This window comes from Novosphingobium sp. 63-713 (assembly GCF_001898925.1).
GTDB lineage: Bacteria > Pseudomonadota > Alphaproteobacteria > Sphingomonadales > Sphingomonadaceae > Novosphingobium.
The window spans coordinates 163,401-186,446 of the sequence record NZ_MKVS01000053.1 but is presented as its reverse complement, the minus strand read 5'-3'; the positions used below and the strand labels follow the sequence as shown (position 1 = coordinate 186,446).

At 60.3% G+C, this 23,046-nt stretch carries 19 protein-coding genes; 9 read left to right on the top strand and 10 right to left on the bottom strand.

What is annotated here, in order from left to right; translation table 11 throughout:
- Positions 1–200: 200 nt before the first annotated feature.
- Positions 201–1,244: an aromatic ring-hydroxylating dioxygenase subunit alpha gene (locus BGP00_RS25285; RefSeq protein WP_292692256.1), complete on the bottom strand. Its 1,044-nt coding sequence runs from the start codon at positions 1,242–1,244 to the stop codon at positions 201–203.
- Positions 1,245–1,416: 172 nt separating this feature from the next.
- Entirely contained in the window at positions 1,417–2,196 is a 780-nt protein-coding gene (locus BGP00_RS25280; RefSeq protein WP_292692258.1) for an SDR family NAD(P)-dependent oxidoreductase, read from the bottom strand.
- Positions 2,197–2,759: 563 nt separating this feature from the next.
- Between BGP00_RS25280 and BGP00_RS25275 the strand changes: the two genes are divergently transcribed.
- The 5 genes from BGP00_RS25275 to BGP00_RS25255 all read left to right on the top strand — a co-directional run bounded on the left by BGP00_RS25275 (position 2,760) and on the right by BGP00_RS25255 (position 9,723).
- Positions 2,760–4,091: a Rieske 2Fe-2S domain-containing protein gene (locus tag BGP00_RS25275; protein WP_292692260.1), complete on the top strand. Its 1,332-nt coding sequence runs from the start codon at positions 2,760–2,762 to the stop codon at positions 4,089–4,091.
- A 143-nt stretch (positions 4,092–4,234) separates the two neighbouring features.
- Positions 4,235–5,167 carry a PDR/VanB family oxidoreductase gene (locus BGP00_RS25270; protein ID WP_292692262.1) on the top strand — a complete coding sequence of 311 codons (933 nt, stop codon included), beginning with the start codon at positions 4,235–4,237 and terminating at the stop codon, positions 5,165–5,167.
- A 99-nt stretch (positions 5,168–5,266) separates the two neighbouring features.
- Positions 5,267–6,574 carry an MFS transporter gene (locus BGP00_RS25265; protein WP_292692264.1) on the top strand — a complete coding sequence of 436 codons (1,308 nt, stop codon included), beginning with the start codon at positions 5,267–5,269 and terminating at the stop codon, positions 6,572–6,574.
- 2 nt (positions 6,575–6,576) lie between these two features.
- Entirely contained in the window at positions 6,577–8,205 is a 1,629-nt protein-coding gene (locus BGP00_RS25260) for a GMC family oxidoreductase N-terminal domain-containing protein (protein WP_292692266.1), read from the top strand.
- Positions 8,206–8,235: 30 nt separating this feature from the next.
- Positions 8,236–9,723: an aldehyde dehydrogenase family protein gene (locus BGP00_RS25255; protein ID WP_292692268.1), complete on the top strand. Its 1,488-nt coding sequence runs from the start codon at positions 8,236–8,238 to the stop codon at positions 9,721–9,723.
- A gap of 8 nt (positions 9,724–9,731) precedes the next feature.
- Here the strand turns inward: BGP00_RS25255 and BGP00_RS25250 are convergent, their stop codons facing one another.
- The gene (locus BGP00_RS25250) at positions 9,732–11,165 is read right to left on the bottom strand and encodes a LysR family transcriptional regulator (RefSeq protein ID WP_292692270.1); all 1,434 of its coding nucleotides are present in this window, start codon (positions 11,163–11,165) and stop codon (positions 9,732–9,734) included.
- On the opposite strand from BGP00_RS25250, the gene BGP00_RS25245 reads away from it, so the two are divergent.
- Positions 11,088–12,227 carry an acyl-CoA dehydrogenase family protein gene (locus tag BGP00_RS25245; protein ID WP_292692272.1) on the top strand — a complete coding sequence of 380 codons (1,140 nt, stop codon included), beginning with the start codon at positions 11,088–11,090 and terminating at the stop codon, positions 12,225–12,227. The two genes, BGP00_RS25250 and BGP00_RS25245, sit on opposite strands and share 78 nt — an antisense overlap.
- Positions 12,228–12,264: 37 nt before the next feature.
- On the opposite strand, the gene BGP00_RS25240 is transcribed toward BGP00_RS25245, so the two are convergent.
- Positions 12,265–13,455 (bottom strand): CoA transferase, encoded by a 1,191-nt coding sequence (locus tag BGP00_RS25240; RefSeq protein WP_292692274.1) that lies wholly within the window; start codon positions 13,453–13,455, stop codon positions 12,265–12,267.
- Positions 13,456–13,566: 111 nt separating this feature from the next.
- The gene (locus BGP00_RS25235) at positions 13,567–14,403 is read right to left on the bottom strand and encodes a GntR family transcriptional regulator (protein WP_292692276.1); all 837 of its coding nucleotides are present in this window, start codon (positions 14,401–14,403) and stop codon (positions 13,567–13,569) included.
- Between the two features lie 32 nt (positions 14,404–14,435).
- Between BGP00_RS25235 and BGP00_RS25230 the strand changes: the two genes are divergently transcribed.
- From BGP00_RS25230 to BGP00_RS25220, 3 genes are read left to right on the top strand one after another with little or no spacing between them, the layout of a single operon-like run.
- Positions 14,436–15,182 carry an electron transfer flavoprotein subunit beta/FixA family protein gene (locus BGP00_RS25230; RefSeq protein WP_292692278.1) on the top strand — a complete coding sequence of 249 codons (747 nt, stop codon included), beginning with the start codon at positions 14,436–14,438 and terminating at the stop codon, positions 15,180–15,182.
- A gap of 1 nt (position 15,183) precedes the next feature.
- Positions 15,184–16,113 (top strand): FAD-binding protein, encoded by a 930-nt coding sequence (locus tag BGP00_RS25225; protein WP_292692280.1) that lies wholly within the window; start codon positions 15,184–15,186, stop codon positions 16,111–16,113.
- 16 nt (positions 16,114–16,129) lie between these two features.
- A complete protein-coding gene (locus BGP00_RS25220) occupies positions 16,130–17,767 on the top strand; it encodes an electron transfer flavoprotein-ubiquinone oxidoreductase (protein WP_292692282.1) in 1,638 nt (545 codons plus the stop codon).
- Between the two features lie 48 nt (positions 17,768–17,815).
- On the opposite strand, the gene BGP00_RS25215 is transcribed toward BGP00_RS25220, so the two are convergent.
- The 5 genes from BGP00_RS25215 to BGP00_RS25195 are packed head-to-tail and all read right to left on the bottom strand — an operon-like array spanning position 17,816 to position 23,005.
- Positions 17,816–18,916, bottom strand: a complete 1,101-nt coding sequence (locus tag BGP00_RS25215) for a Zn-dependent alcohol dehydrogenase (RefSeq protein ID WP_292923249.1) — start codon at positions 18,914–18,916, stop codon at positions 17,816–17,818.
- A 19-nt stretch (positions 18,917–18,935) separates the two neighbouring features.
- Entirely contained in the window at positions 18,936–20,351 is a 1,416-nt protein-coding gene (locus BGP00_RS25210; protein ID WP_292692286.1) for an MmgE/PrpD family protein, read from the bottom strand.
- 31 nt (positions 20,352–20,382) lie between these two features.
- Positions 20,383–20,892, bottom strand: coding sequence for a hypothetical protein (locus tag BGP00_RS25205; RefSeq protein ID WP_292692288.1), 510 nt, complete (start codon positions 20,890–20,892; stop codon positions 20,383–20,385).
- Between the two features lie 3 nt (positions 20,893–20,895).
- A complete protein-coding gene (locus BGP00_RS25200; protein WP_292692290.1) occupies positions 20,896–22,074 on the bottom strand; it encodes a phosphotransferase family protein in 1,179 nt (392 codons plus the stop codon).
- A gap of 1 nt (position 22,075) precedes the next feature.
- Entirely contained in the window at positions 22,076–23,005 is a 930-nt protein-coding gene (locus BGP00_RS25195) for a hypothetical protein (protein WP_292692292.1), read from the bottom strand.
- Positions 23,006–23,046 lie beyond the last annotated feature (41 nt).

Below are 23,046 nucleotides of genomic sequence, written 5' to 3'. Positions count from 1 at the left end.
ATCGCCTGACCGTGCATGGTGCCCCATCAGCATGCGCCGTATCGCCTCGAGCGTTTATTTAAATTGATTATATATAAAAGAAAAAGAAGCGGGCTGGAGCCTGGTCTCCAACCCGCTTCACCATTGAGCACGGCATGAACTATGGGAGAGAGGATGAAGTGCCCATGCCGGGGCTCGCGATGTGCAAGGCGCTTCGATTTTCAGGCAGAGATGCGCTCGCCGGTTTCTTGTTCGTGAAGTGCGCCGAGCAGGCGACGCGTCTGGTTGACCGCACCGTCGCTGGCGATACCCACGAAAGCGCGCAGCGGATCATCATCAATTCGCTTCTGCTGGGCATCCAGCGTTTCCTCATCCTCGGTAATCGTGTCGAAGAACTGAGAGAAGAGCACTTCGGGAACGCCGCTGTCGCGCGGAGCCGTGGTGCAGATCGTCCAGAGGTAATGACTGGTCGTGTCGGTTTCAGGCGTGATGAAGTGGTTGTTTGCCAGCATGAAACCGTGATCGCGTTTGCCTTCATAAGCGCCGGTGTCCGCATCGCATCCGCCTGCGTTCACACGGCACGTCATGCCATGCGTGGGATCGAAACGAACTTCCTGCCAGCGGTCAACGCGCCCCTTAAAACCGCCTGCGTCAATGTAGGACTTGGGAGGAATTGAATTGGGCATTTTTCGCAGCAGGGTGACTTTTCGGCCATCGAACTCCACCTTAGTGTCGGCCCCATAATGCTGTTCTGGATTGCCGCCGATGGTGCGTGCATGGATGTACGGCACGTGCGTCAAGTCCATGATGTTGTCGATGATGAGTTGCCAGTTGGCCTTGACATGGAAATTGTAAGGCTTCCAGGTCCAGCGTGGGTCATCATGCTCGGGATTGTCGATAATAGTCGACGGATCGGCCAAAGCGGCTTCGCCCATCCAGATCCAGATCAGGTGGTCCTTTTCGACCACCGGATAATGGCGAACATTGGCGGCGGGCGGGATGCGTTGCTGGTTGGGGATGCGGGTGCAAGTGCCTTTTCCGTTGAACTCAACACCGTGGTAGCAGCAACGAATGATGCTGCCCTCGACATGACCGGCGCTGAGCGGCATGGCGCGATGACTGCAACGATCCTCCAGCGCCGCGATTTCGCCGTCTTCAGTTCGGAAAAGCACGACTGCCTCATTCAGGAATTTGCGCCCGAGCGTCTTGCCCGGCGCGATTTCATCGGCAAAAGCCGCGACATACCATGTGTTGCGAATGAACATGTGGGTCTCCCAATATATAGCGGCGCGGGACGCTTTTGTTCCCGTCTGTATTCCTTTCCAGAATATATCCGGTGCTGTCTGCCAGCCAATCGCATTCTCATAACCCCATAAAAAAACCGGAATGGCGTTTCCGTGGCGTTTGAATGGTGAATGCGATTGGCCAAGATTGCGGTCAGCGAAGGTAAAGGCCGCCGTTCATGTCCAGTGTGGCACCGACGAAAAATCCGCCACGGTCAGAGGCCAGCAAAGCAGCGGCTGCCGCGATTTCGCCGACTTCCATGAATCGACCGATCGGCACTTCGCCTTCTACACGGGCGATCTGCTCGCCGCTGAGGCGCGTCTTGGCTGTATCGATTGGTCCGGGAGCAATGGCGTTCACTGTGACGCCGGAACCGGCCAGATAGCGCGCGAAGTATTTTGTGAGCATGATTGCGCCGGCCTTGGACGCGGCATAATGGGGTGATGCAACCGTCCCGCCGTTCTGCCCGGCCAGCGATGTGATGTTGACGATGCGGCCATAGCCGTGCTCGCGCATATGCTCGGAAAAGATCTGGCAGCTCAGGAACACACTGCGCATGTTAATTTGAACTATCTCGTCAAATTCTTCCGGACTGATGTCCTGCGTCGGGGTGCGCTTGGCGTAGCCTGCATTGTTGACGACAATATCGACCCGGCTCCAAGCATCGACAAGCCTGTCTCGTGCGGCCAGGAAATCATCCTTGCTGCGGACGTCCAGCGCGATGGCCATGGCAGTGGAGCCGGACGAATCAAGGGAACGAGCAACCGCCTGCGCGGCCTCAAGGTCGACATCGCTGACGGCGACCTTACCGCCGCCGGCATGGATTTCCCGGGCGATGGCTTCGCCCACGCCACGACCACCGCCGGTGACGAGCGCTTGACGCCCCTCGAATGAGAAGCTGCCGTTCGCGGGTAGGGTAAAACTTTCGGTCATAAGTGGCTCTCTTGATGATGAGAGGCAAGTTGCCTCTTTCGGGGAAATGTCGGGGCACAGCAGGGCGGACAGGCTGCCGATCGAAGCGCTTGCAGTGGACCATCAGCCGAACTATGCGAATTTGAAATCAAGGCAGGTGAGGGCTCGATTTCCGCATTTCTTGCCGTTTTTTGAGCTTGCGCCTTATCGCATTGCAGCGTTGCGGTTATGTCGTTGCGGGTGAAAATGATCGACTGAGGCGGGACGCAAACTGGGCGTAGACAGTTGGTGCAACAGGCCCGTAGCCACGCTTCGGATGGGGAATGTTGCCCCATAAAGCAGGACATTCTGCCAAGCATCCGAAAAACTCTCTCCATATCATCTCGTAACCTGACTGTCGCTTCGCGTCGGACAAAAGCAGCAAAGTAGCGATGGCTTCAAGCACATCGTCCCGAATTTTGAATGGTAAGACCTTATTCCGATTGGGGCGAAGGGGGGCTCGGTATTATTGAAGTCGACACAAGGTCACAGCCGGGCCGGCCAGCGCTCCTAACTGGAGTTGCCCTGCCGGACTCGCCACCAACATGAGGAAGAGCCTGACAATGCAGTCCAATGACAGTATCGATCTGACCCGGGTGGGGCCTGGCACGGTCATGGGCGAGTTTATGCGCCAGTACTGGATGCCAGCTTGCTTGTCGTCGGAAGTGACGGCCGATGGCGATCCGGTGCGCCTGATGATCCTGTGCGAAAAGCTCATCGCCTTTCGCGATAGCTCGGGCCGGGTGGGCATTATGGACCACCGCTGCCCGCACCGCTGCGCCTCGCTGTTCATTGGCCGCAACGAGGAAAACGGCATCCGCTGTGTGTATCACGGTTGGAAGTTTGACGTTGACGGCAAATGTGTGGACATGCCTTCGGTGCCGGTGCGGCTGGATTTCAAGGAAAAGGTTCACGCCAAGGCCTACAAGACGCATGAGGCCAACGGGCTGATCTGGGTCTATATGGGGCAGGATCAGGCCAATCCGCCCCCGTTCCCCGAGATCGAGGCGGCCATGCACCCCCAGGCCGAGATCTGGTGCCTGCAGCGCGACTGCAACTGGCTCCAGGCGCTGGAAGGCGACATTGACACCAGCCATGTCGGGTTCCTCCATGTCGGCTCGATCGAGGCAGATGATCTGGACGAGGATCACCCGATGCGCCCCACCGTTTTGGACCGCGCGCCCGAGTATGAGGTCGCCCAGTCCGACTGGGGCGTGATGTATGGCGCCCACCGCCCCAATGATGACGGGCAGAAGTCCTGGCGCGTGGCCCATTACATGTTCCCCTTCTGGACGCAGACCCCCAACAACCGCTTTGCCACCCGCGCCATCGCCCGCGCCTGGGTGCCGATGGATGACGAACATTCGATGCTGTTTGACATCACCTGCGGGGTGGATGCGGGCAATCCGGCCTATACCTCGACGTTGAAGGACGGCACGCCGCTGTTCGACAAGATTAGCTATGCGCCCAACAGCACTGACTGGTATGGTCGCTGGCGCTCGACCGACAGCGAGGCCAATGATTGGGCCATCGACCGCGACAGCCAGCGCAATGGCACCCAGTTCACCGGCATCCCCAACATCACCATGCAGGACCAGGCCGTGACCGAAAGCATGGGGCCCATCACCGACCACGGGTTTGAAAATTTGGCCCCCACCGACCAGATGATCGCCCGCGTGCGCCGCCGCGTGTTGCTGGCCGCCCGCGCGCTGGCCACCAAAGGGACCGTGCCGCCGGGCGTGGAAGATCCCTCGATCTTTTACCGTGCCCGAGCCGGGTCGTTCCTGCATAATCCGGACGATACCCTGCAACAGGCCTATGATGTGGCCCTGACGAAGGCGGTTCGCTGGCCCGATAAGATCGAGGCCGCCGAATAATCGAATAGGAGCCGGCGCGATCCATGCGCCGGCTTTAACAAAATGAACTGATCGGGTGACGAAACGCATTCTGACCAGATACGCCACCGATCCATGGTGAGCGGGTTTGGTCGAGACAGGCATCGCACCGCAGGGAGAGTGTGATGCAAGTAAGACTGAGGGCGATCCGCTGGGAAGCCGAGGATATTCTGTCGTTCATTCTGGAGCCGGTGGGCGGCGGGCTGATGCTGCCTTTCGATCCGGGCGCGCATATCGATGTTCACCTGGCGCCCGGCCTGACGCGCAGTTATTCGCTGGTTAACGATCCGGCTGTGCGTGGCCATTATGAGATCGCGGTGCATTTCTCGCCGACCAGTCGCGGAGGCTCGCGCCATATCCACGAGCGCTGGCGTGCAGGTGACATCATCGAGATTTCCGCGCCCAAGAACAATTTCCCGATGGTCGAGGATGCGGTTCACACCGTGCTGATCGCCGGGGGGATCGGTGTGACGCCCATGTTGCCCATGATCGCGCGTCTCAACCGGCTCAAGCGTAGCTGGGAGCTGCATTACGTTGCGGCAACGCCCGAGCGCGCGGCCTATGTGCAGCATCTTGAGGGCTATGATGGTGTCACCATCGCTTTCGACGGCGTGCCCGGTGGCCGGCGCCTCGATCTCAAGGCGATCAGCGATGCGGCACCCGAGGGGGCGCATCTCTATTGCTGCGGCCCGACCGGCATGCTCGATGCCTTTGTGGCGGTGAACAAGGCGAAGCCGAAGGACCATGTCCACATCGAATATTTCAGCGCCGAGACCGAGGTGGCGACCGAAGGCGGCTACACGCTGGAGCTGGCCCGCAGTGGCAAGACGCTGGAGGTGGCGGAAGGCGAGACGATGCTCGACGCGCTGCTTGCTGCCGGTGTCGACATCGGCTTTGCCTGCGGCGAGGGGGTCTGCGGCACCTGCGAGGTGAAGATCCTCGAGGGCATCGCGGACCATCGCGACCATTTCCTGAGCGATGAGGACAAGGCTGCAAATACTTCGATCATGGTCTGCTGCTCGGGGGTGAAGTCTCCACGCATGGTTCTGGATATCTGATCTTGCGCCGCTCCCGACCAGGGCGGCGTAACCATTCGGGCAAGCGGCGGCATAGAGAACCGCCCTGCCGGAGAGGAGATGGTTTTGGCCTCAGGTAAAATGCAGATGGCGATTGGCGGCCCGGGCAAGACCGGCCTCTATCGCGTTGGCGTGGTGTTGCTGGTCGCCATAACCGTCGTGCTCGATGGGCTCGACAATCAAATGCTCGGACTGGCTGCCCCAGCTCTTCTTCGGGAATGGGGGCTGGAGAGAAGCGTGCTGGGCGGCATCTTTGCCCTCGGCTTTGTCGGCATGGCCGTCGGCACGCTGGCCGCAGGCCACATTGGGGATTCGTTCGGTCGACGCGCAGCAATTCTCCTGGGTGTCGCAGTGTTCGGGAGCGCTACTCTCGCGACAGGATTTGCTGGATCAGTCTGGCAACTCGCGCTGCTCAAAGCGTTGGCCGGAGTCGGCTTGGGAGGTGTACCGGGAACAGCGGCAGCCATGATCGCAGAATTCACGACAGCCCGCTGGCGGAGTTTGGCTGTAACCTTTGGGGTGGTTTGTGTTTCGATAGGCGGAATCCTTGGAGGTACTGCGGCAGCTGTGATCCTGCCCGCCCTAGGTTGGCGCTGGCTTTTCTGGGTAAGCGGACTTGCAACGATGGCGATCGTCGTCGCGCTGATCCGCGTCCTGCCTGAGTCACCCGGGTTCCTTGTCAGGCATCCTTTCCGCCGGTCAGAGCTTGATCGCTTGATGCATCGGCTGGGAGATGATCCACCGCCAAAGGCGCTGCGCGTCCTTTCCAAACCTCCGATGACTGATCTGATATCGGGTCACCTTGCTCGCGACACGCTGGGCCTTTCGACCGCGATGTTTTCAGGGATGTTCCTAGTCTATCTGATGTTCAATTGGGCGCCGACAATGTTGGCCGGCCAAGGATTTGCGCTGAGAGATACAAGCCTCGGCCTTACCTGGTACAACATAGGAGGCACCACCGGCGCACTTATGGCGGCGCTGGTGATCATGGGGCTAGGGTCGCGGGTGACGCTACCGGCACTTGCCGGGCTTGCGGTCCTGGTATGCGCCATACTCGCCTTTGCGCCGATAAACCCGGCAGGACATGGCATGCTGATTATGATTGGCCTTGCCCTGTTGGGATTGACGGGAAGCGCGGCCCAATCGGCAATGTTTGCATTGGGAACTCACGCTTTTCCCTTGCCGCTGCGCGCGCGGGGCATGGGGCTGATGGGCGCGGCGGGACGTGCCGGAGCCTTGGTGAGCGCGCTTGCCGGGTCATGGCTGGTGGCCGGGCGGGGTGGGTTTTTCAGCGTGCTTTGCGTGCTGATGCTGATCAACATGACAAGTTTTCTGGTCGTTCGCGGCCATATCCCCCGGCTAGGCCGGGGCAGAACCGAGGATTTCTGAAGGTGAACGACGCATTCGACTATATCGTCATCGGATCAGGCTCCGCCGGAAGCCTGATGGCCAATCGCCTCTCCGCCGATCCCGCAACCCGCGTCGCGCTGATCGAGGCTGGACCATCGGATCGCCAATGGCCGGTCAACATCAAGACGATCATGCCGGTAGGGAACATCTTCCTCATCCCGCATGAGCGCTACAACTGGAAGCACAGCCTCTCGGGCAATGCCGCGATCGGGGGGCGAAGCATCAATTTTCCGCGCGGCAAGCTGCTGGGGGGCTGTAGCGCGATCAATGGCGGCGTCTATATCCGTGGCCAGCACGAGGATTACGAGGGCTGGGTGAAGGCCGGCAACAAGGGCTGGGGCTACAGCGATGTGTTGCCCGCTTTCACCGCTATCGAGAATTACGAGGGGCCCGACAAGCCATGGCACGGCAAGGGCGGTGAACTCGATGTGCAGCAACCGCGCTCCTTCAACCCCATCACCCACGCCATCATCGAGGCCGCACAGCAGGCCGGACATGCCCACAACCGGGATTTTGCCGGCGAAAGGCAGGCCGGTTTCGGAACCTATGACCTCAACCAGCGCCGCGGCACACGCTTGTCGAGCGCGCGCGCCTTTCTTCATCCGGTGCTCAAACGTCCCAATTTGACGGTGCTGTCCGACACCTTGGCGCGCCGTATTCTCTTCGATCGCGGGCGGGCCAGCGGCATCGAGATCGAGCAGGGGGGGCAGCGTCGAACTCTTGAGGCGCGGCGCGAGGTAGTGTTGTGCGGCGGCGCGATCAATTCGCCGCAGTTGCTGATGCTCTCGGGGATCGGTCCAGCGGCGCATTTGCGCGAAAAGGGCATCGAGGTGCTGCACCATCTGCCCGGCGTGGGCGCGCATCTGCAGGACCACCCCACGGTTCATCTTTCCATGGAGAATCCCAGCGCCGAGTCTTACGCGCTTTCGCCGCGCACCTATGGCCGTATCCTGCTCAGTCCCCTCCGTTTCCTCCTGAAACGCGAAGGCATGCTGGCGAGCAATGTGGCGGAATGCGGTGGTTTTCTGTGCACCGACGGCACCGGGCGGCCGGATATTCAGATCACCTTCCTCGTCGGCCTCAAGGCCAATGCCCGCGTGATCCCTTCGAACCACGGCTATATGGCGCTGATCCAGTTGCTGCGTCCAAAAAGCGAGGGATCGGTGCGGTTGGCCAGCAATCGACCCGAGGACAAGGCGGTGATCGACCCCAATTTTTTCGCTGATCCCTATGACTTGCGCACGCTGATTGCGGGCTTTCGGGAGGCGCGGCGCATCTTTGCCCAGCCAGCGCTGGCCGCGATGACCGGCGCCGAGATCGAACCGGGCGCGCAGGCCCGGAGCGATGCCCAGATCGAGGCCGAGCTGCGCAAGATCGTCAACACCGCCTACCACCCCACCGGCACCTGCAAGATGGGGCCGGATAGCGATCCCATGGCGGTGGTCGACAGCCGTCTGCGCGTTCGCGGTGTATCGGGGCTGCGTGTCGTCGACGCCTCGGTGATGCCGGAGATCATCAGCGGCAACACCAGCGCTCCCACCATGATGATCGCCCAGCGAGCTGCGGCTTTCATCCTGGAGGATGCCGCAAGCTCCAACATTGCTGCCTAACCCCCACTAGAGATATCTGGAGAGACTTGCATGGAAACGACCCTGGTTCGCAATCGTCCGGCGGCGCTTGACCGCCTGGAACAGGATATGCTGATCGACGGCAAGCGGGTGCCCGCCCTGTCGGGGCAGCGTTTTGAAACGCGCAATCCGGCGACCGGCGAGCTGCTGGCCCTGGTCGCCCAGGGCGGGGCCCAGGATGTCGATCGCGCCGTTGCCGCGGCGCGCGCCGCATTCGAGGGGCCGTGGCGGCGCATGAGGCCTGCCGAGCGCCAGCGTATCATGCTGCGCCTGGCCGATCTGGTCGAGGAGCATTACGAGGAACTGGCGCTGCTCGACACGCTCGACCTTGGGGCGCCACTTGCACGCACTGTTCTGGGCAAAACGCGCGCAGGCTCGCTGCTGCGCTATTATGCCGGGCAGGCGACCCTGCTGTCGGGCGACACGCTGTCCAATTCGGCACCCGGCGATGTCCTGTCTCACACGCTCAAGGAGCCGATCGGCGTGGTTGCGGCGATCAATCCCTGGAACGGTCCCATCGGCATGTCGGTGTGGAAGGCCGGACCGGTGCTGGCCAGCGGCTGCACCATGGTGATGAAGCCTGCCGAGCAGACGCCGCTCTCCGCCTTGCGCTTTGGCGAACTTTGCCTCGAGGCCGGTGTGCCCAATGGCGTTATCAACATCCTGACCGGGCTTGGCGATGCTGGGGCGGCCCTGTCGTCACATCCCGGGATCGACAAGATCGCCTTCACCGGCTCGACCGGCGTGGGTGAAAAGATCCTCCATGCCGCCGCCTCGACCATGAAGCGGGTGAGTGTGGAACTGGGCGGAAAATCGCCCAACATCGTCTTTGCCGATGCGAATCTCGACAAGGCCGTGCCTGCGGCGGCCATGGCGGTCTTTGCCAACAGCGGGCAGATTTGCAGCGCCGGTACGCGCCTCTTCGTCCAGCGCGAGATCCACGATGAATTCATGGCGCGGCTCGCCGAGTTCACCCGCACCATCCGCGTGGGCGATCCGCTGGATCCGGCCACGCAGATCGGGCCGGTGGTGTCCGCGCCCCAGATGGACAAGATCCTGGGCTTTATCGAAAGCGCCGGGCAGGAAGGCGCGCAGGCGCTGGTGGGCGGCGCGCGCATGGCAGGCGGCGGGCTGGACGGAGGCTATTTTATCGAGCCGACGATCTTTACCGGCGTGACCGACGACATGACCATCGCGCGCGAGGAGATCTTCGGTCCGGTGCTCAGCGCCTTTGCCTTCGATACCGTTGAGGAGGTGCTCGGGCGGGCCAACGCCACGCCTTTTGGGCTGGGCAGCGGGGTGTGGACGCGAGACCTCTCCACGGCTCATCGCATGGCACGCGGCATCCAGGCCGGCTCCGTCTGGATCAATTGCTACCAGATGCTTGATCCCGGTGTGCCTTTCGGCGGCTACAAGCTCAGTGGCTTCGGGCGCGAATCCGGCCCGCATCACATCGAGGAATATCTGGAGACCAAGGCGGTCTGGATCAATCTGGACTGACAGACGCCCTAGACCCAGCCTGAGTTGCGCTCCTCAGGCTGGGGAAACTCCTGCCGCATGACGGCTGCGGCCTGCTCGAGGCAATTGAGGAAATGGCGCTGCGTGGCAGTTGGCCGCCAGCTACGCCGCGTGGTGATACCCATCATGCGGCGGCTACGGTCTAGGGGCGCGCCAATCTGCGTGAGAAGGCCGCTGCGGATCTGTAAGGCAACCTGATCGGGTGAGAGCAAGGTCAGGAAATCGCCATCCGTCAGCAACCGGCTGATGATCATCACCGAACCGCATTCGATTGGCGTTTCCGGCGTGGTTGTGCCATCGAAAACCCGTTCCCATTGCTCGCGCAAGGGGGAATTGGTAGGTGGCACGATCCAGCGATAAGCGGCCAGTTGCTCCAGAGTCGGCTGTTCCACTCCAGCAAGCGGATGTTTGCTTCCGGCGGCAATAACCAACCGATCTTCGTAGAGCGGCATTTGATAAAGGTCGGCGATATCGAACGGACGAAGAGCGCCGACAATCATGTCGATCTCGCCGTCGCGCAGCGGCTCAACCATTTCCTTCCAACTACCCTCGAGCACCTTGAAGGCTGCGCGGGGATGAGTTCGAGTCATGCTCCCCATGGCCGTGGGCACAAGATAGGGACGGGACAGCGGGAGGGCACCGAATGCGATCTGCTCTCCACCGCTATCAAATCCCATGTCGGCGACAGCTGCGGTAATTTCAGTTGCGGCTAGGCGGGCACCCCGCGCAAGGCGCTTGCCCGCCGCATTGAGCCATATGACTCGCCCGCGTCGTTCAACCAGTTGCCCGCCAATCATATGCTCCAGATCGCTGACTGCACGATGGACCGCGGTCTGGGACATGCCACTTGTATGGGCGGCAGCGGAAAATCCACCAGCTTCGGCTAGTGCCAGAAAAGCGCGCAACTGGGTCATCGTCATCAAGCGCTCGGGAAATTGAAAGACGGCAGAAAGGCCCTTCGCGGCATTGGATAGATGGTCGAGCGCTGCCCGCGTGCGTTCGATGACGATGACGCCCATCGGCGTAGGCACCATCCCCCCGGCTCGCCTCTCAAACATTGAATAACCAAACTGTCGTTCCAGCTTGGCGAGGCCCTGCGTCAATGCGGGTTGGGAGAGGCTCACGCTTTCAGCAGCCGCAGTGATGCTGCCCTTTTCAGCAATCGCCAGCAACGCTCGCAGATGACGCAAATTGAGTTCGAAAGGATCGGCAGCCATGGCTCCCTTGTATGCAAAAGAACAGCCTGCGCCAATGCCGATTTTAAATGGACAGACCTTTTGATAAATGGTAGGACCATTTTGGATTGAGCGCCGTTGCGCCGCGATCGTTTCCACAGGAGAGACCTCATGGATTTTGAACTGCCCGACGAAATCGCCGAATTCCGCGAAGTCACGAATCAGGTCGTTAATAGCCTGCTGGTCCATGAGCGGGCCTTTCACGAAACCGGCGAGGTTGATCCGATCGTGCGCAAGACCCTTGTCGATAACGGTTACTTCGCCATGGCCCTGCCTGAGGAGTATGGCGGTCTCGGACTCGGCGCCCTCGCGCAGGCGGTTGTGCAGATCGAGCTGGCCCGTCTTCCTCCTCAGTTCTGGACTGAGTTGCGGCCGTTGATGGGGCCGGGGGCCAAGAACATCATCCACCACGGCAGCGAAGAGCAGAAAGCTCGCTTGTTGCCGGGCATGGCAACGGGTGAGATCGGCATCGCCTTTGCCCTGACCGAGCCCAATTCCGGTTCCGATCCCGGATCGATGCGCACAACCGCGGTGCGTAATGCCGACGGCTGGCTCATCAATGGCAGCAAGACCTATATTTCCAACGGTAAGAAGGCGAAGTACGTCATCGTCTATGCCTATACCGACAAATCGGCAGGATCACGCGGTGGCATTACTGCCTTCCTGATGCCTGCCGATACGCCGGGCTTTTCCGTAACGGGCACGATCGAGCTGATGGGAACGGCTTCACCCGGCGTCTATGAACTGGCTTTCGACAATTGCCAGTTGCCGGTCGATGCTGTGATCGGCGAAGAAGGTCGCGGTTTTCATTATGCGCTGGAAGGCCTCAATGAGGGGCGCATGAACGTCGGTGCGACCGCCGTCGGTATGGGCGAATATGCGTTGGAACTTGCGATTGCCGAGTCCAAAGTGCGTCCGGCCTTTGGCGGTGTCATCTCGGATTTCCAGGCCATCCGTCACTATATCGCCACTATGGCGACCGACATGCGCGCAGCGCGCCTTATTCTGCTCGACGCCGCTTGGCGCTATGATCAGGGTGAGAAGAAGCGCGAACTTGCCTCCATGGCCAAACTCTTCGCAACCGAGGCCGGCAGCCGTACCGTGGACACTGCCCTGCAGATTTTCGGTGGTTCGGGCTATTGCAAGGGCTTCGCTATTGAGCGGCTTTATCGCGATATCCGCATCACGCGCATCTACGAGGGCTCCTCGGAAATCCAGCGCAACACGATCGCGCGCGAATTGCTGCGATAAGGTTCGGGCCGGGGCGTGATCGCCCCGGCCTTCCTTGTCAGAGTAGGTTTCCCGCCGTGCGCAGAGCGGCCAGTTCGTCCCCGGTCAAGCCAAGTTCCTCTTCAAAAACTGTGCTGCCGTCGACTCCGAGTGCAGAGACCCGATTGCGGGCGCAGGTGCGCGAGGCGCTCATGCGGAACGGCGGATTGGTAACCTTATAGGGACCTGCACCATCGTCGATATCGGCAAAGGCGTCACGCGCGGCCAGTTGCGGGTCTGCTAGAACATCTTCCATTCCCCGGTAAAGTGCGCAAGGAACTCCGTGCGCCGCCAGCGTCGCCTCGGCTTGCGCGCCTGAAAGGAGGCAGGTCCATTCCTCGACCAGTCCCAACAGCGTCGCCCAATTGGCGTTGCGGTCCGAGACGCTGATGAAACGTGGATCTTGCTGCCATTCGGGATGGCCGACGGCCTCGGTCAGTTGCTCGAAATTGCGCGGGCTGGTGGGGGCAACCATGATGAAGCCATCGGTGGTGCGCAACGGCGTGTAGAGCGGGCGGCGTGCATCGCCGGGAAACTGCGCGGCCTGAGTTTCATAGACCAGCATGCCGACCATCGCCTCCAGCATTGAAACGTCGATGAACTGACCCTGGCCGATGCGCTCGCGCTGGTAAAGCGCTGCCTGGATCGCTCCGAATGCATGGGTGCCTCCGAGCACGTCGGCAATGAAAATACCGCTGGCGGCCGGACGGTTCGTGTCGTCCTGATAATGTAGGTTGACCATGTCGAAACCGCTAGCAGCATGAATTACAGGAGCATAGGCTGGGTGATGCGCTTTGGGGCCATTCTGCCCATAACCCGAAATCGAGCAGTATATTAGCCTGGGGTTGATCTTGGCCAGCGTGGCGTAATCGAGCCCGAAACGAGCCATGACGCCTGGACGGAAGTTTTCGATCACCACGTCGAAGTTCGCGATCATACGGTAGAAGAGATCCCGGATCGCAGGAGCCTTGAGATTGCAGGCCAGGGAGCGCTTGCCCGCGTTCAGATGTCCGAAATAGGCGCTCTTGCCATCGCGGACAGGCGGGCGTGCGCGGACCTGATCTCCCTCGAGTGCTTCGATCTTGATGACGTCAGCTCCCAGATCGGCCATCATGCGGGAGGCAAAGGGTCCCGCCATCACGCTTGTGAAATCAAGCACGCGGACGCCTGCCAGGGCATCGCGCGTGGGATCTGCGCCAGGATAGGACATAGGCTCTCCGTTATAAAAGTATAATGGTCCTACCTATTGCATGATGTCGGCAGAGGGTCAATCGCGCTTGGCGCGTCAATGTGTGGGAGATGAAAAGAATGCTGGGTTGGGTCAGGCGACCTCGGCGCCCCGGGCTTTCATAGTCTTGCGGACATGGCGGTGAAGTCGCTCAAGATGCTTACGCATTTCCTGGGCAGCTGCTTCGGCGTCGCGTTTGCGCAGATGACGGATCAGCCGCAGCCGCGAATCAATCAGAGTTTCCTGCAAGGTCTCGTAATCGGGGCCCTGAACGAACTCATGCAAGATCGAAGCGAGCGAATTGACGAAAATGCCGTAGATGCGGTTTTTCGTTGCTCGGGCCAGCGCCTCGTAAAACTGCGCCGCGCATTCATAGCGCGCCTCGACCCCTGTCACTTGCTTTGTTCTGGCGGCAATGGCTTCCAGTTCCGCGAGATCGCTCTCGCTAGCTCTTTCGCATGCAAGGCGTACGATGATATCGAGCGTAGCTAGGCGAGCTTCGGTCAGTTCATCAAGGGTAACATTGCCCAGATGTACATAGTCTTGCATGGCCTGGACGATGCGGTCAGGCTCGGCTGCCTGAATGAAGGAGCCGCCTTTCACTCCCTTGGTGTTGCGGATGATGCCCGCCACCTCAAGGCTGCGCAACGCCTCGCGCAGAGCACTGCGGCTGACTTGGAACTCAATCGCCAGCTCGCGCTCGGCTGGCAGCTTGTCTCCGGTCTTGAGCGTACCGTTGGCCAGCTGGCCGCGGATCTGCTCGCAGATCGCTTCGAAGGCGCGCTGAGTCTTGATCGGGGCGAAATTAGGCTTCTCTTTTGCGCTGGGCATGACCTGCAACTCTGGAACGGAACTGTAACTGCTATAACGCTTGCGTAAAAAGGAGCAATGGCCAGACCGCTCCGTCTTGACACAGCTTCCACCTTGCATAATGGTACGACCATTCAGCAAGGAAGCCAATCATGAAGATTCTCGTGCCCGTTAAAAGGGTGATCGATTACAACGCCAAGCCGCGTATCAAGCCCGACGGCTCTGCCGTCGATCTCGCCAATGTAAAAATGAGCATCAACCCATTCGACGAAATCTCCGTCGAGGAAGCTGTGCGCCTGAAAGAAAAGGGCGCGGCAAGCGAAGTGGTCGTCGTTTCGGTCGGCCCGGCGAAATCTGCTGAAACGCTTCGCACAGCGCTGGCAATGGGTGCAGACCGCGCAATCCATATCCAGACCGACGAAGCTGTCGAGCCACTGGGCGTCGCCAAGATACTCAAGAGCATCGCCGATGATGAGCAGCCTGCCTTGGTTATCCTGGGCAAACAGGCGATCGATGACGATAGCAACCAGACGGGACAGATGCTCGCCGCCCTCATGGGACGTCCTCAAGGCACCTTCGCTTCTGTTGTTAACGTGGATGGCGAGCATGTTCTGGTTACGCGCGAGATCGACGGCGGACTCGAGACCCTGCGCCTTGCTCTGCCTGCGATCATTACGGCTGATCTGCGCCTGAACGAGCCTCGCTATGCCAGCCTGCCCAATATCATGAAAGCCAAATCCAAGCCGCTTGCGACCAAGACGCCCGCCGATCTCGGCGTGGATGTCACGCCGCGCCTCGCCACGCTGAAAGTGGCGGAGCCGCCGATGCGCAGTGCCGGCATCAAGGTTGCCGATGTCGATGCGCTGGTGGCCAAACTCAAGGACATGGGAGTAGCCTGAGATGACGAGTCTGGTCTGGGTCGAACACGATAACAAATCCGTTAAGGATGCCACCCTCTCAGCGGTGACCGCTGCGGCACAATTGGGCGATGTAGTAGCGCTGGTGGCAGGTCAGTGCTGCGGCGAGGCGGCGCGGGCTGCTGCGCGGATTGCGGGCGTCACGCGCGTTTTGTTGGCTGACGACGCTGCATACGGCCATGGTCTGGCCGAAAATATCGCCCCGCTGGTCGTCGGCTTGATGGGTGATTTTGATGCGTTCATTGCTCCAGCCACCACGGCGGGCAAAAATATAGCGCCGCGCGTTGCTGCGCTTCTTGATGTCATGCAGGTCTCTGAAATCCTCTCGATTGAGGGGCCCAAGACGTTTACCCGCCCGATTTATGCGGGCAACGTCATCGCAACCGTTGAAAGCCGCGACGCCAGACTGGTGGCGACTGTCCGCACTACCGCCTTTGCCAAGGCAGCGGCCACCGGCGGATCGGCTGCGGTTGATAGCGTGACCGGGCATGGGGATGCCGGTCTTTCAAGCTTCGTGGGCGCGGAGATCGCCAAAAGCGAGCGTCCTGAACTTACCAGCGCCAAGGTAGTCGTCTCGGGCGGGCGCGCGCTCAAGGATGCAGCTGGCTTCGAGGCGATTATCATGCCGCTGGCAGACAAGCTTGGTGCAGGCGTGGGCGCCAGTCGTGCGGCGGTCGATGCAGGCTATGTGCCCAATGACTATCAGGTCGGCCAGACCGGCAAGATCGTTGCGCCAGAAGTTTATATCGCCGTCGGCATCTCCGGCGCCATCCAGCATCTGGCTGGTATGAAGGACAGCAAGACCATCATCGCTATCAACAAGGACGAGGACGCACCGATCTTCCAGATCGCTGACATTGGTCTGGTGGCCGACCTGTTCGAGGCCGTTCCGGAACTCACGGCCAAGTTGTGAACGGGGAGAGGAGCCAATGAGCGAGCGCGAGGCCATGGACTATGATGTCGTGATCGTGGGGGGCGGCCCAGCCGGGCTGTCCGCTGCGATCCGGCTCAAGCAAGGCAATCCGGATATCAGTGTCTGTGTGCTCGAAAAAGGCAGCGAGATCGGCGCACATATTCTGTCCGGGGCGGTGATCGATCCCCGATCACTCGACGAACTGATACCTGACTGGCGGGAACGGGAATGTCCGCTAGCTGCTGTAGCTGTCAGGGACAATCAGCACTGGTTCCTGACTAGGAAGGGCAAGTTCTCCGTGCCCCACTGGCTGACGCCGGGCTGGATGCACAACAAGGGAACCTATACCGGATCGCTCGGCAATCTGTGTCGCTGGCTTGCGAGCGAGGCCGAGGAACTGGGGGTCGAGATCTTTCCGGGCTTTGCTGCTGCTGAGGTGCTTTACGATGAGCATGGCGCGGTTTGCGGCGTGGCAACCGGAGACATGGGGGTCGGACGTGATGGGAAACCGAAGCCCGACTACCAGCTGGGCATGGAACTCCATGCGCGCTATACGCTCTTTGCGGAGGGCGCGCGCGGGCATCTCACGAAGCAGATCATCGCTCACTTTTCACTCGATGCGGACTGTGCCCCCCAGGTTTATGGCCTTGGGCTGAAGGAACTGTGGGATATCGCGCCAGAAAAGCATCGGCCGGGCCTTGTGATCCATACGCAGGGATGGCCTCTCAAGGATGCCTATGGCGGGGGGTTCCTTTATCATCAGGCCGACGGACAGGTCGCTTTAGGCTTCGTTGTGGGGTTGGGCTATCGTAACCCGAACCTCTCGCCCTTCGGCGAATTCCAGCGCTGGAAGCAACATCCGCAGATTCGAGCCTTCCTCGAGGGCGGCAAGCGGGTGTCCTATGGCGCTCGGGTCATTAATGAAGGAGGATGGCAAAGCATCCCCAAGCTGGTTTTTCCCGGCGGTGCACTGATCGGCTGTGCAGCCGGCTTCGTGAATGTGCCGCGCATCAAGGGCACGCATACTGCGATGAAATCGGCGATGTTGGCTGCGGATGCAGTCCTGGGGGCTTTGGGCGCCGGTCGTGGCGGCGATACGCTCAGAACCTACGAGACAGCCTTGGGCAGTAGCTGGCTGGCGAACGAATTGCGCATGGTGCGCAACGTGCAGCCCCTCATCGCGCGCTTCGGCGCGGTGCTTGGGACTGTGCTGGCCGGTGCTGAGATGTGGATGCGCACGCTGGGCATCGGGCTGCCCTATACGTTGGGTCACCATTCCGACCGAACATTGCTTCGCAAATCGCAGAGCCGGCCGATAAGCTATACAGCGCCGGACGGTGTCATCAGTTTCGACAGGCTTTCCTCGGTCTTCGTCTCGAACACCAATCATGAGGAGGATCAGCCGGTTCATCTGAGGCTTGCCGATTCCGAGGCCCCGATCGCATGGAATTTGCCGCTCTATGACGAGCCGGCACAACGCTATTGTCCAGCAGGAGTCTATGAAATCACCGACCGCGAGGCCGGAACGCCGCGTTTCGTGATCAACGCGCAGAATTGCCTTCATTGCAAAACTTGCGATATCAAAGACCCGGCCGAAAACATCACCTGGGTGGCGCCTGAGGGCGGCGGTGGCCCGAACTATCCTAATATGTAACAAAGGAAGGGCGGTCGCACGCAGGTTCGGGCGACCGCCCTTCCAGATTCAGAAGGTAGTGATGACGCTGCGTGCGATCGAGCCGCCCTTCAGCTCGGTATAGGCCTCGTTGATATCCGCGAGACTTATTTCCTTGGAGATGAGGTCGTCCAGGTTCAGTTTTCCTTGAAGGTAGAGACTTGCATACAGGGGAATGTCATTCTTAATATTCGTCGAGCCCATATAGACCCCGCGCACGTCGACCTGCCGGGTCAACAGGTCGATCGTCACATTCAGGTCGATCGTCGATGTAGGCGAATGGACGCCGATCAGATAGGCGCCACCACCCTTGCGTGCCATCTGGATAGCCTGCTCCGAGGTTGCCTTGAGACCAACTACCTCAAAGGCATGATCGACGCCGCCGCCGGTCAGCTCACGTATTTTGGCAACTGAATCCACCTTCGATGCATCGATGAAGTCTGTAGCACCGAACTTACGCGCCAACACTTCCTTTTGTGGCTGACGATCGACCGCGATGATCCGCGCTGCTCCGGCCAGTTTGGCCCCGGAAATGACATTGAGACCCACACCGCCGATGCCGATCACGGCAACCGTCTCGCCGGGACGGACAGAAGCGGTGTTGATCGCGGCACCTGCGCCGGTGATTGTTCCGCAGCCCAGCAGGGAAGCCTGCGCAAAGGGCATCTCCTTGGGGACGATCGCCAGTTGGTTTTCGTGAACGAGCGCGCGTTCGGCAAAGGCCCCGGTGCCAAAAACCTGGGATACGCCGGCCCCGCTACGTGTAAGCCGATGGGGGTGGTCGTGATCATGATCTCCCCTTAGTGTTTCCTCGGGATGGAAGCACTGATAGGTACGCCCGCCGATGCACGCCGGGCAATGCCCGCAAAACTGGATGAGCGACCCAACCACATGGTCGCCGATGGAAAACTCCCTGACTTCGGGGCCGATCGCAACGACGATACCGGCAAGCTCGTGACCAAGCACTGCGGGAAGCGGCACGCCGAAATCCTGCTCGGCGAAATGCAGGTCGGAGTGACAGAGGCCTGATGCCTTGACCTCGACCAGCACTTCGCGGCCGCGCGGTTCGTCGATCTCGATCTCCTCGATCTGAAAAGTACCGTCGAGGTGGTTGAGAACTGCTGCCTTCATCATCTTCTCCTGAGCAAAATCAAGGTGTCAAGCACGCGAGAACCTCGTGCATGTCTGGGACTTTCTCCATCTCTCGACACAGGCAGATTAGCCGGTCGAGTTTCTCGTGAGGGAGGGGGGCTGCTGCGAAAGCGGCGCAACGGTGGAGCTTCTCGGAGAGATCCTTCCAGCCCATTGGATTGCGCGTATGACCCTTCACATAAGGGGTAACATGGTTGAAGCTGCGACCATCCCTGAGCGTGATCTTAACGCGAAAGCCCTCGAATGGGTCGGGGTGATCGGGATCCGAGGTGATTGAAACACGGCGCATCAGATCTCGCCGGTCTTCATCGAGGATGGCCTCGATCCGCAGATCATCAAGAAAGAAGCCACCAGTCATCGCGGCGGTGGCGATGGTATAGGGCGCGCTGAACATCGCCTCGGGGACGCTTCGCGGGTTCCATTTGGCGGCTGCCGGTTCGTAGGTCATGCGCGAACTCTCGCTCGCCACGCAATCGATGCGCTCGATGTCGCGATGGTCCAGCCCTTGGTCGGCCATGATGGCGAGGGTGCTTGCGATGAAGCTGTGTGTGAACTTGCAGGCCGAATAGGGCTTCATCGAAAGCCCCTCGGCAAGCTGCCAATGACGACCAAGCCCCTCAGTCAAGAGCTCAGGCTGAATATCATCCCAGGCGATATGACGCAGAATGCCGCTCGGAACGCCCTGGAAGATGCCGCGCGGCGCTGTAACACCCAATCGGGTCAGCAGGACGGACTTGACCGCGGTATCTCCGGCAAAGCTATGCTGCACCCGGGCCATCTGGGTGCCCTCGGAATATTTGTTGTATTCGGACATCCCATGGACCGTGTAGGCCATGCCCATGGCATTCCAGGTTCCGTCGCGGTCAAGCCCAAGCAGCCTCGCCACCGAGGCGGTTGCACAAAGCGGACCGTTCCATTCGCCAGGCATGCCCCATGTCGTGTGGTAGCGTACGAGATTAAGCGCGGCGCTGGCACGCACCCCGACTTCGGCTCCCACAATATAGGCGGCGAGGAAAGCTTTCCCGTCGATCGGCGCGCCAGCGATCCCCAGCACGGAGAGCATCGCGGGCACGTTCCATTCCGTGACATGACCGCCGGTTTCATGGACGTCACCCATGTCGATCGCGCGGGCCATCACGCCATTGGCGAAGGCTGCCATGGGAGCTGGGACCCTGTGTCCATGGACTAGCACCGTCGCCTGAGGCGTACCACCCCACTCGACGACCTGAGCGGCGATCGCCGGGCTGACCTCCCATCCTGATCCGGCAAGCGTTACTGCCAGCGTATCGAGAATCGCCTTCTTCGCCAGATCTACTACTGCGGCAGGGATATCTTCAAAGCGGGTTGCTGTAACCATGCCAGCAAGCGCTCCGGCAGGATCGTCTTGCGGGAGGACCGGATTGTCGTGTTTCAAGAGGTGCCTCCCTGCCGCATGCCGCACTCTTTTAGGCGGTTGCCAGCATAGAGGCGATTGAAGGCAGCTCGGCGCGATCCGGGTCCAGTTGATTGGCCTGGAACCAGATGCGTTCACGCCGGGCGTGGCGCAGTGCATATTCGAGCACCGCCTCGCTTGCCGCGCGGGAAAGGGGGCGATGATCTTCTCCGCCCAGTATGGTCATATCGACGGCTTGCCCGAGTATTTTGTTGGCGTCTTCCAGGGCATCGATGCTGCTGTGGTCGCAGGTTGCGGTTTCCTTCAACGCGCTTGTCAGCAGGCGCTGCTGCGGCTCTTCAACCAGCTCCGCCAGATCACGGGCAAGGGCAGCAAGCTCCTCGAACGAAATTTCTTCATAGCGCAGCGCGGTTTTCCATTGGCCGCCCAGCATGCGCAGATGACCGATGACCAGTCGCACCTGGTCTCGGGCAAGGCGCTGGCTGGCGGGAAGGGCCGGCAGGATCACTTGCTCGAGCGCTTTTACCAGATTTCCGATACGCAGATCGATATTGGGCAGCATGTTTCAGGCCTCCCGCATCATTGTGACAAGTTGTTCGAGAAAAACGCCGCCTGCCGAACCGAGCCAAGTGAGAACAATATCTTGGTGACTGTTGCCCTCAGTCGCGGCGCGCATGGCTTGCCCCAGATCGATCACCGCGCATTTGTAGGCGTTGAGAACCTCATAATAGCGCAGTTTCACCGGATCGATGCGATTGCCTGAAAGTTCCTCGTATACGCTTAGAAACTGCGCGCGAGGGATCAGACCGCTGACAAGAAATTCACCGCCATCGGTCCAGGTGCCGAACAGGCGCTGCATCGACCAAGCCAGATCCTCGTGAAAGTCGCCGATATGGGCCAGTTCCCAGTCGAGGACGGCTGTGAATTGGCCGCTGGGTTCCTCGAACATGAAGTTACCGAGCCGCAGATCGCTGTGGCACATTACCGGATTGTCGCAGATGGGAGCATTTTCCCGCAACCAGCGCTCGGCATAGGCCATGATCGCCACGGGTTGGACAGCACCATCCCACCACACGCGCGACCACCAGTTGACTTGCCAGATTGCCGCCTGCCGGGTTCCGGGTTCGGGGGCCGCGAAATAGGAGAGGTCCGCGCTGTGCCAGTCGAAGCGATGCACTTTGGCGAGTGCGTCGAGGAATTGCGGGGCCAGCTTGCTCGCCCACTCCTCGAAATGCGTGCCGATGCCCGAGATGCCGTGCCCCTTGCCTTGGGTGGGCTCGGTAACGCCATGAACATAGCCCAGAATGATCGCCGGTTGACCAATAAGGTCTCCGTCAGCATCCAGGCTGCGCACGGGGGCCACCGGTAGGATGTTCTGGAAAGCCCGGTGGACCTGGGCTTCGCGCCCCCGGCAAGTCTGTGCAATCGCTTCGAGCGGATCCATCCGCAGAACGAGGCGTTCACCCTCAATATCTCCTGCACGGCGAAGCGTGAACGCGAACTGCTCCTTGGAGGCACCTCCGGACAGACGGGCGACATCGACAATCTCAATCGGCGCCGGGCTTTCTGAAGCAAAATGACGCTCCAGCATGGCGATCACCTCGATATCGGTCTTTGCGGCGTAGGGGCCCCTGGCCCGATCGCGGAGCGTGCGATCCAAAAGATCCTTGATGCGGGGCTCGATTTGGTCCCTGTCCCAAATGTCGACCGGGTCGATGGCGGGGGTAGTCCGAACTTTAGCCATATCAGTTACCATTGCCTTCCCAGGGGAAGCGGAATCCACCTTCCCCCATGCCGTAGCCGATGGTCCCGTCGCTCAGGCGGAATTCCATCATCTGCTCAACCATGACGAATGTGTCGAAAGGAAACTGCCAGCGGAACAGAGGTGTCCCTGTAAACTCCCACAGGCGGTCTTCCTCGTCCCAGGCCTTCCATCGGACAAACTTGAATCCCATGTCGTCGGGTTCGAACTCGATCTCTTCCTCGAGCCTGCCGATGCTGTGCCAGCGCTCGCCATCGTGAAGGATCTTCTGATAGCTGTCGCCATGCTCGGTGATCGCGTGAACGGCGACACAGGACATGCCATTGTCGAAGATGGGCCACGCAAGGCGATAGTGGCGCACGCCGGCCCAGTTGCGCGGGCCACAGCTGATATCGCGGAAGCCCCCATCCTCGATCCGGATGGTTTTGCCGTCACGCAGCCGTATCGTGCCTGTGACATTGCAGACACCCTCGAGATGCACGTATGCCAGTTCACGGGCGATCGCATCATCCCCGTCCTTGGTGAGAGCGATGCTATCTCCCATCGGAAAGCGGAGGTCCCAGACCAGTTCGGCGCCGAAATCCTCTGTGTCGATGCTGATGCCGCAGGTCTGGAGCGGACGTGTGGCCGTGAGCTTCACCCCAGCCACCTCAAGGCCAGGGTCAAGCCGTTCGGAGGTGTAGGGGAGCTGCATGTTGACGCGGGTAAACAGCGGTTTGCCGTTCATGAAGAAAACGGCGAAACCGTTCGTCTCGCCTACGTTTTCCATGATGCCGACCCGAATGAAGCCGCCCAGACGTGCCTTGCGGTCATAAAAATTGAAGTAGTAGCTCTGATTCCATTTTTGAATCAATGTGTTGGGGATGTAGCGCTCGCAGTTCTCTGTCATGTAGGCGTTCGTCAGTTGCGACATGCCAATACCCTTCCTGTTTCGGATGTCCCGCCCGGTCATGT

Bases quoted from the DNA above. Each gene is read 5' to 3' on its own strand.
- BGP00_RS25285 (WP_292692256.1), bottom strand. From the start codon at position 1,244: ATGTTCATTCGCAACACATGGTATGTCGCGGCTTTTGCCGATGAAATC.
- BGP00_RS25280 (WP_292692258.1), bottom strand. From the start codon at position 2,196: ATGACCGAAAGTTTTACCCTACCCGCGAACGGCAGCTTCTCATTCGAG.
- BGP00_RS25275 (WP_292692260.1), top strand. From the start codon at position 2,760: ATGAGGAAGAGCCTGACAATGCAGTCCAATGACAGTATCGATCTGACC.
- BGP00_RS25270 (WP_292692262.1), top strand. From the start codon at position 4,235: ATGCAAGTAAGACTGAGGGCGATCCGCTGGGAAGCCGAGGATATTCTG.
- BGP00_RS25265 (WP_292692264.1), top strand. From the start codon at position 5,267: ATGCAGATGGCGATTGGCGGCCCGGGCAAGACCGGCCTCTATCGCGTT.
- BGP00_RS25255 (WP_292692268.1), top strand. From the start codon at position 8,236: ATGGAAACGACCCTGGTTCGCAATCGTCCGGCGGCGCTTGACCGCCTG.
- BGP00_RS25245 (WP_292692272.1), top strand. From the start codon at position 11,088: ATGGATTTTGAACTGCCCGACGAAATCGCCGAATTCCGCGAAGTCACG.
- BGP00_RS25250 (WP_292692270.1), bottom strand. From the start codon at position 11,165: ATGGACCAGCAGGCTATTAACGACCTGATTCGTGACTTCGCGGAATTC.
- BGP00_RS25240 (WP_292692274.1), bottom strand. From the start codon at position 13,455: ATGTCCTATCCTGGCGCAGATCCCACGCGCGATGCCCTGGCAGGCGTC.
- BGP00_RS25235 (WP_292692276.1), bottom strand. From the start codon at position 14,403: ATGCAAGGTGGAAGCTGTGTCAAGACGGAGCGGTCTGGCCATTGCTCC.
- BGP00_RS25230 (WP_292692278.1), top strand. From the start codon at position 14,436: ATGAAGATTCTCGTGCCCGTTAAAAGGGTGATCGATTACAACGCCAAG.
- BGP00_RS25225 (WP_292692280.1), top strand. From the start codon at position 15,184: ATGACGAGTCTGGTCTGGGTCGAACACGATAACAAATCCGTTAAGGAT.
- BGP00_RS25220 (WP_292692282.1), top strand. From the start codon at position 16,130: ATGAGCGAGCGCGAGGCCATGGACTATGATGTCGTGATCGTGGGGGGC.
- BGP00_RS25215 (WP_292923249.1), bottom strand. From the start codon at position 18,916: ATGAAGGCAGCAGTTCTCAACCACCTCGACGGTACTTTTCAGATCGAG.
- BGP00_RS25205 (WP_292692288.1), bottom strand. From the start codon at position 20,892: ATGCTGCCCAATATCGATCTGCGTATCGGAAATCTGGTAAAAGCGCTC.
- BGP00_RS25200 (WP_292692290.1), bottom strand. From the start codon at position 22,074: ATGGCTAAAGTTCGGACTACCCCCGCCATCGACCCGGTCGACATTTGG.
- BGP00_RS25195 (WP_292692292.1), bottom strand. From the start codon at position 23,005: ATGTCGCAACTGACGAACGCCTACATGACAGAGAACTGCGAGCGCTAC.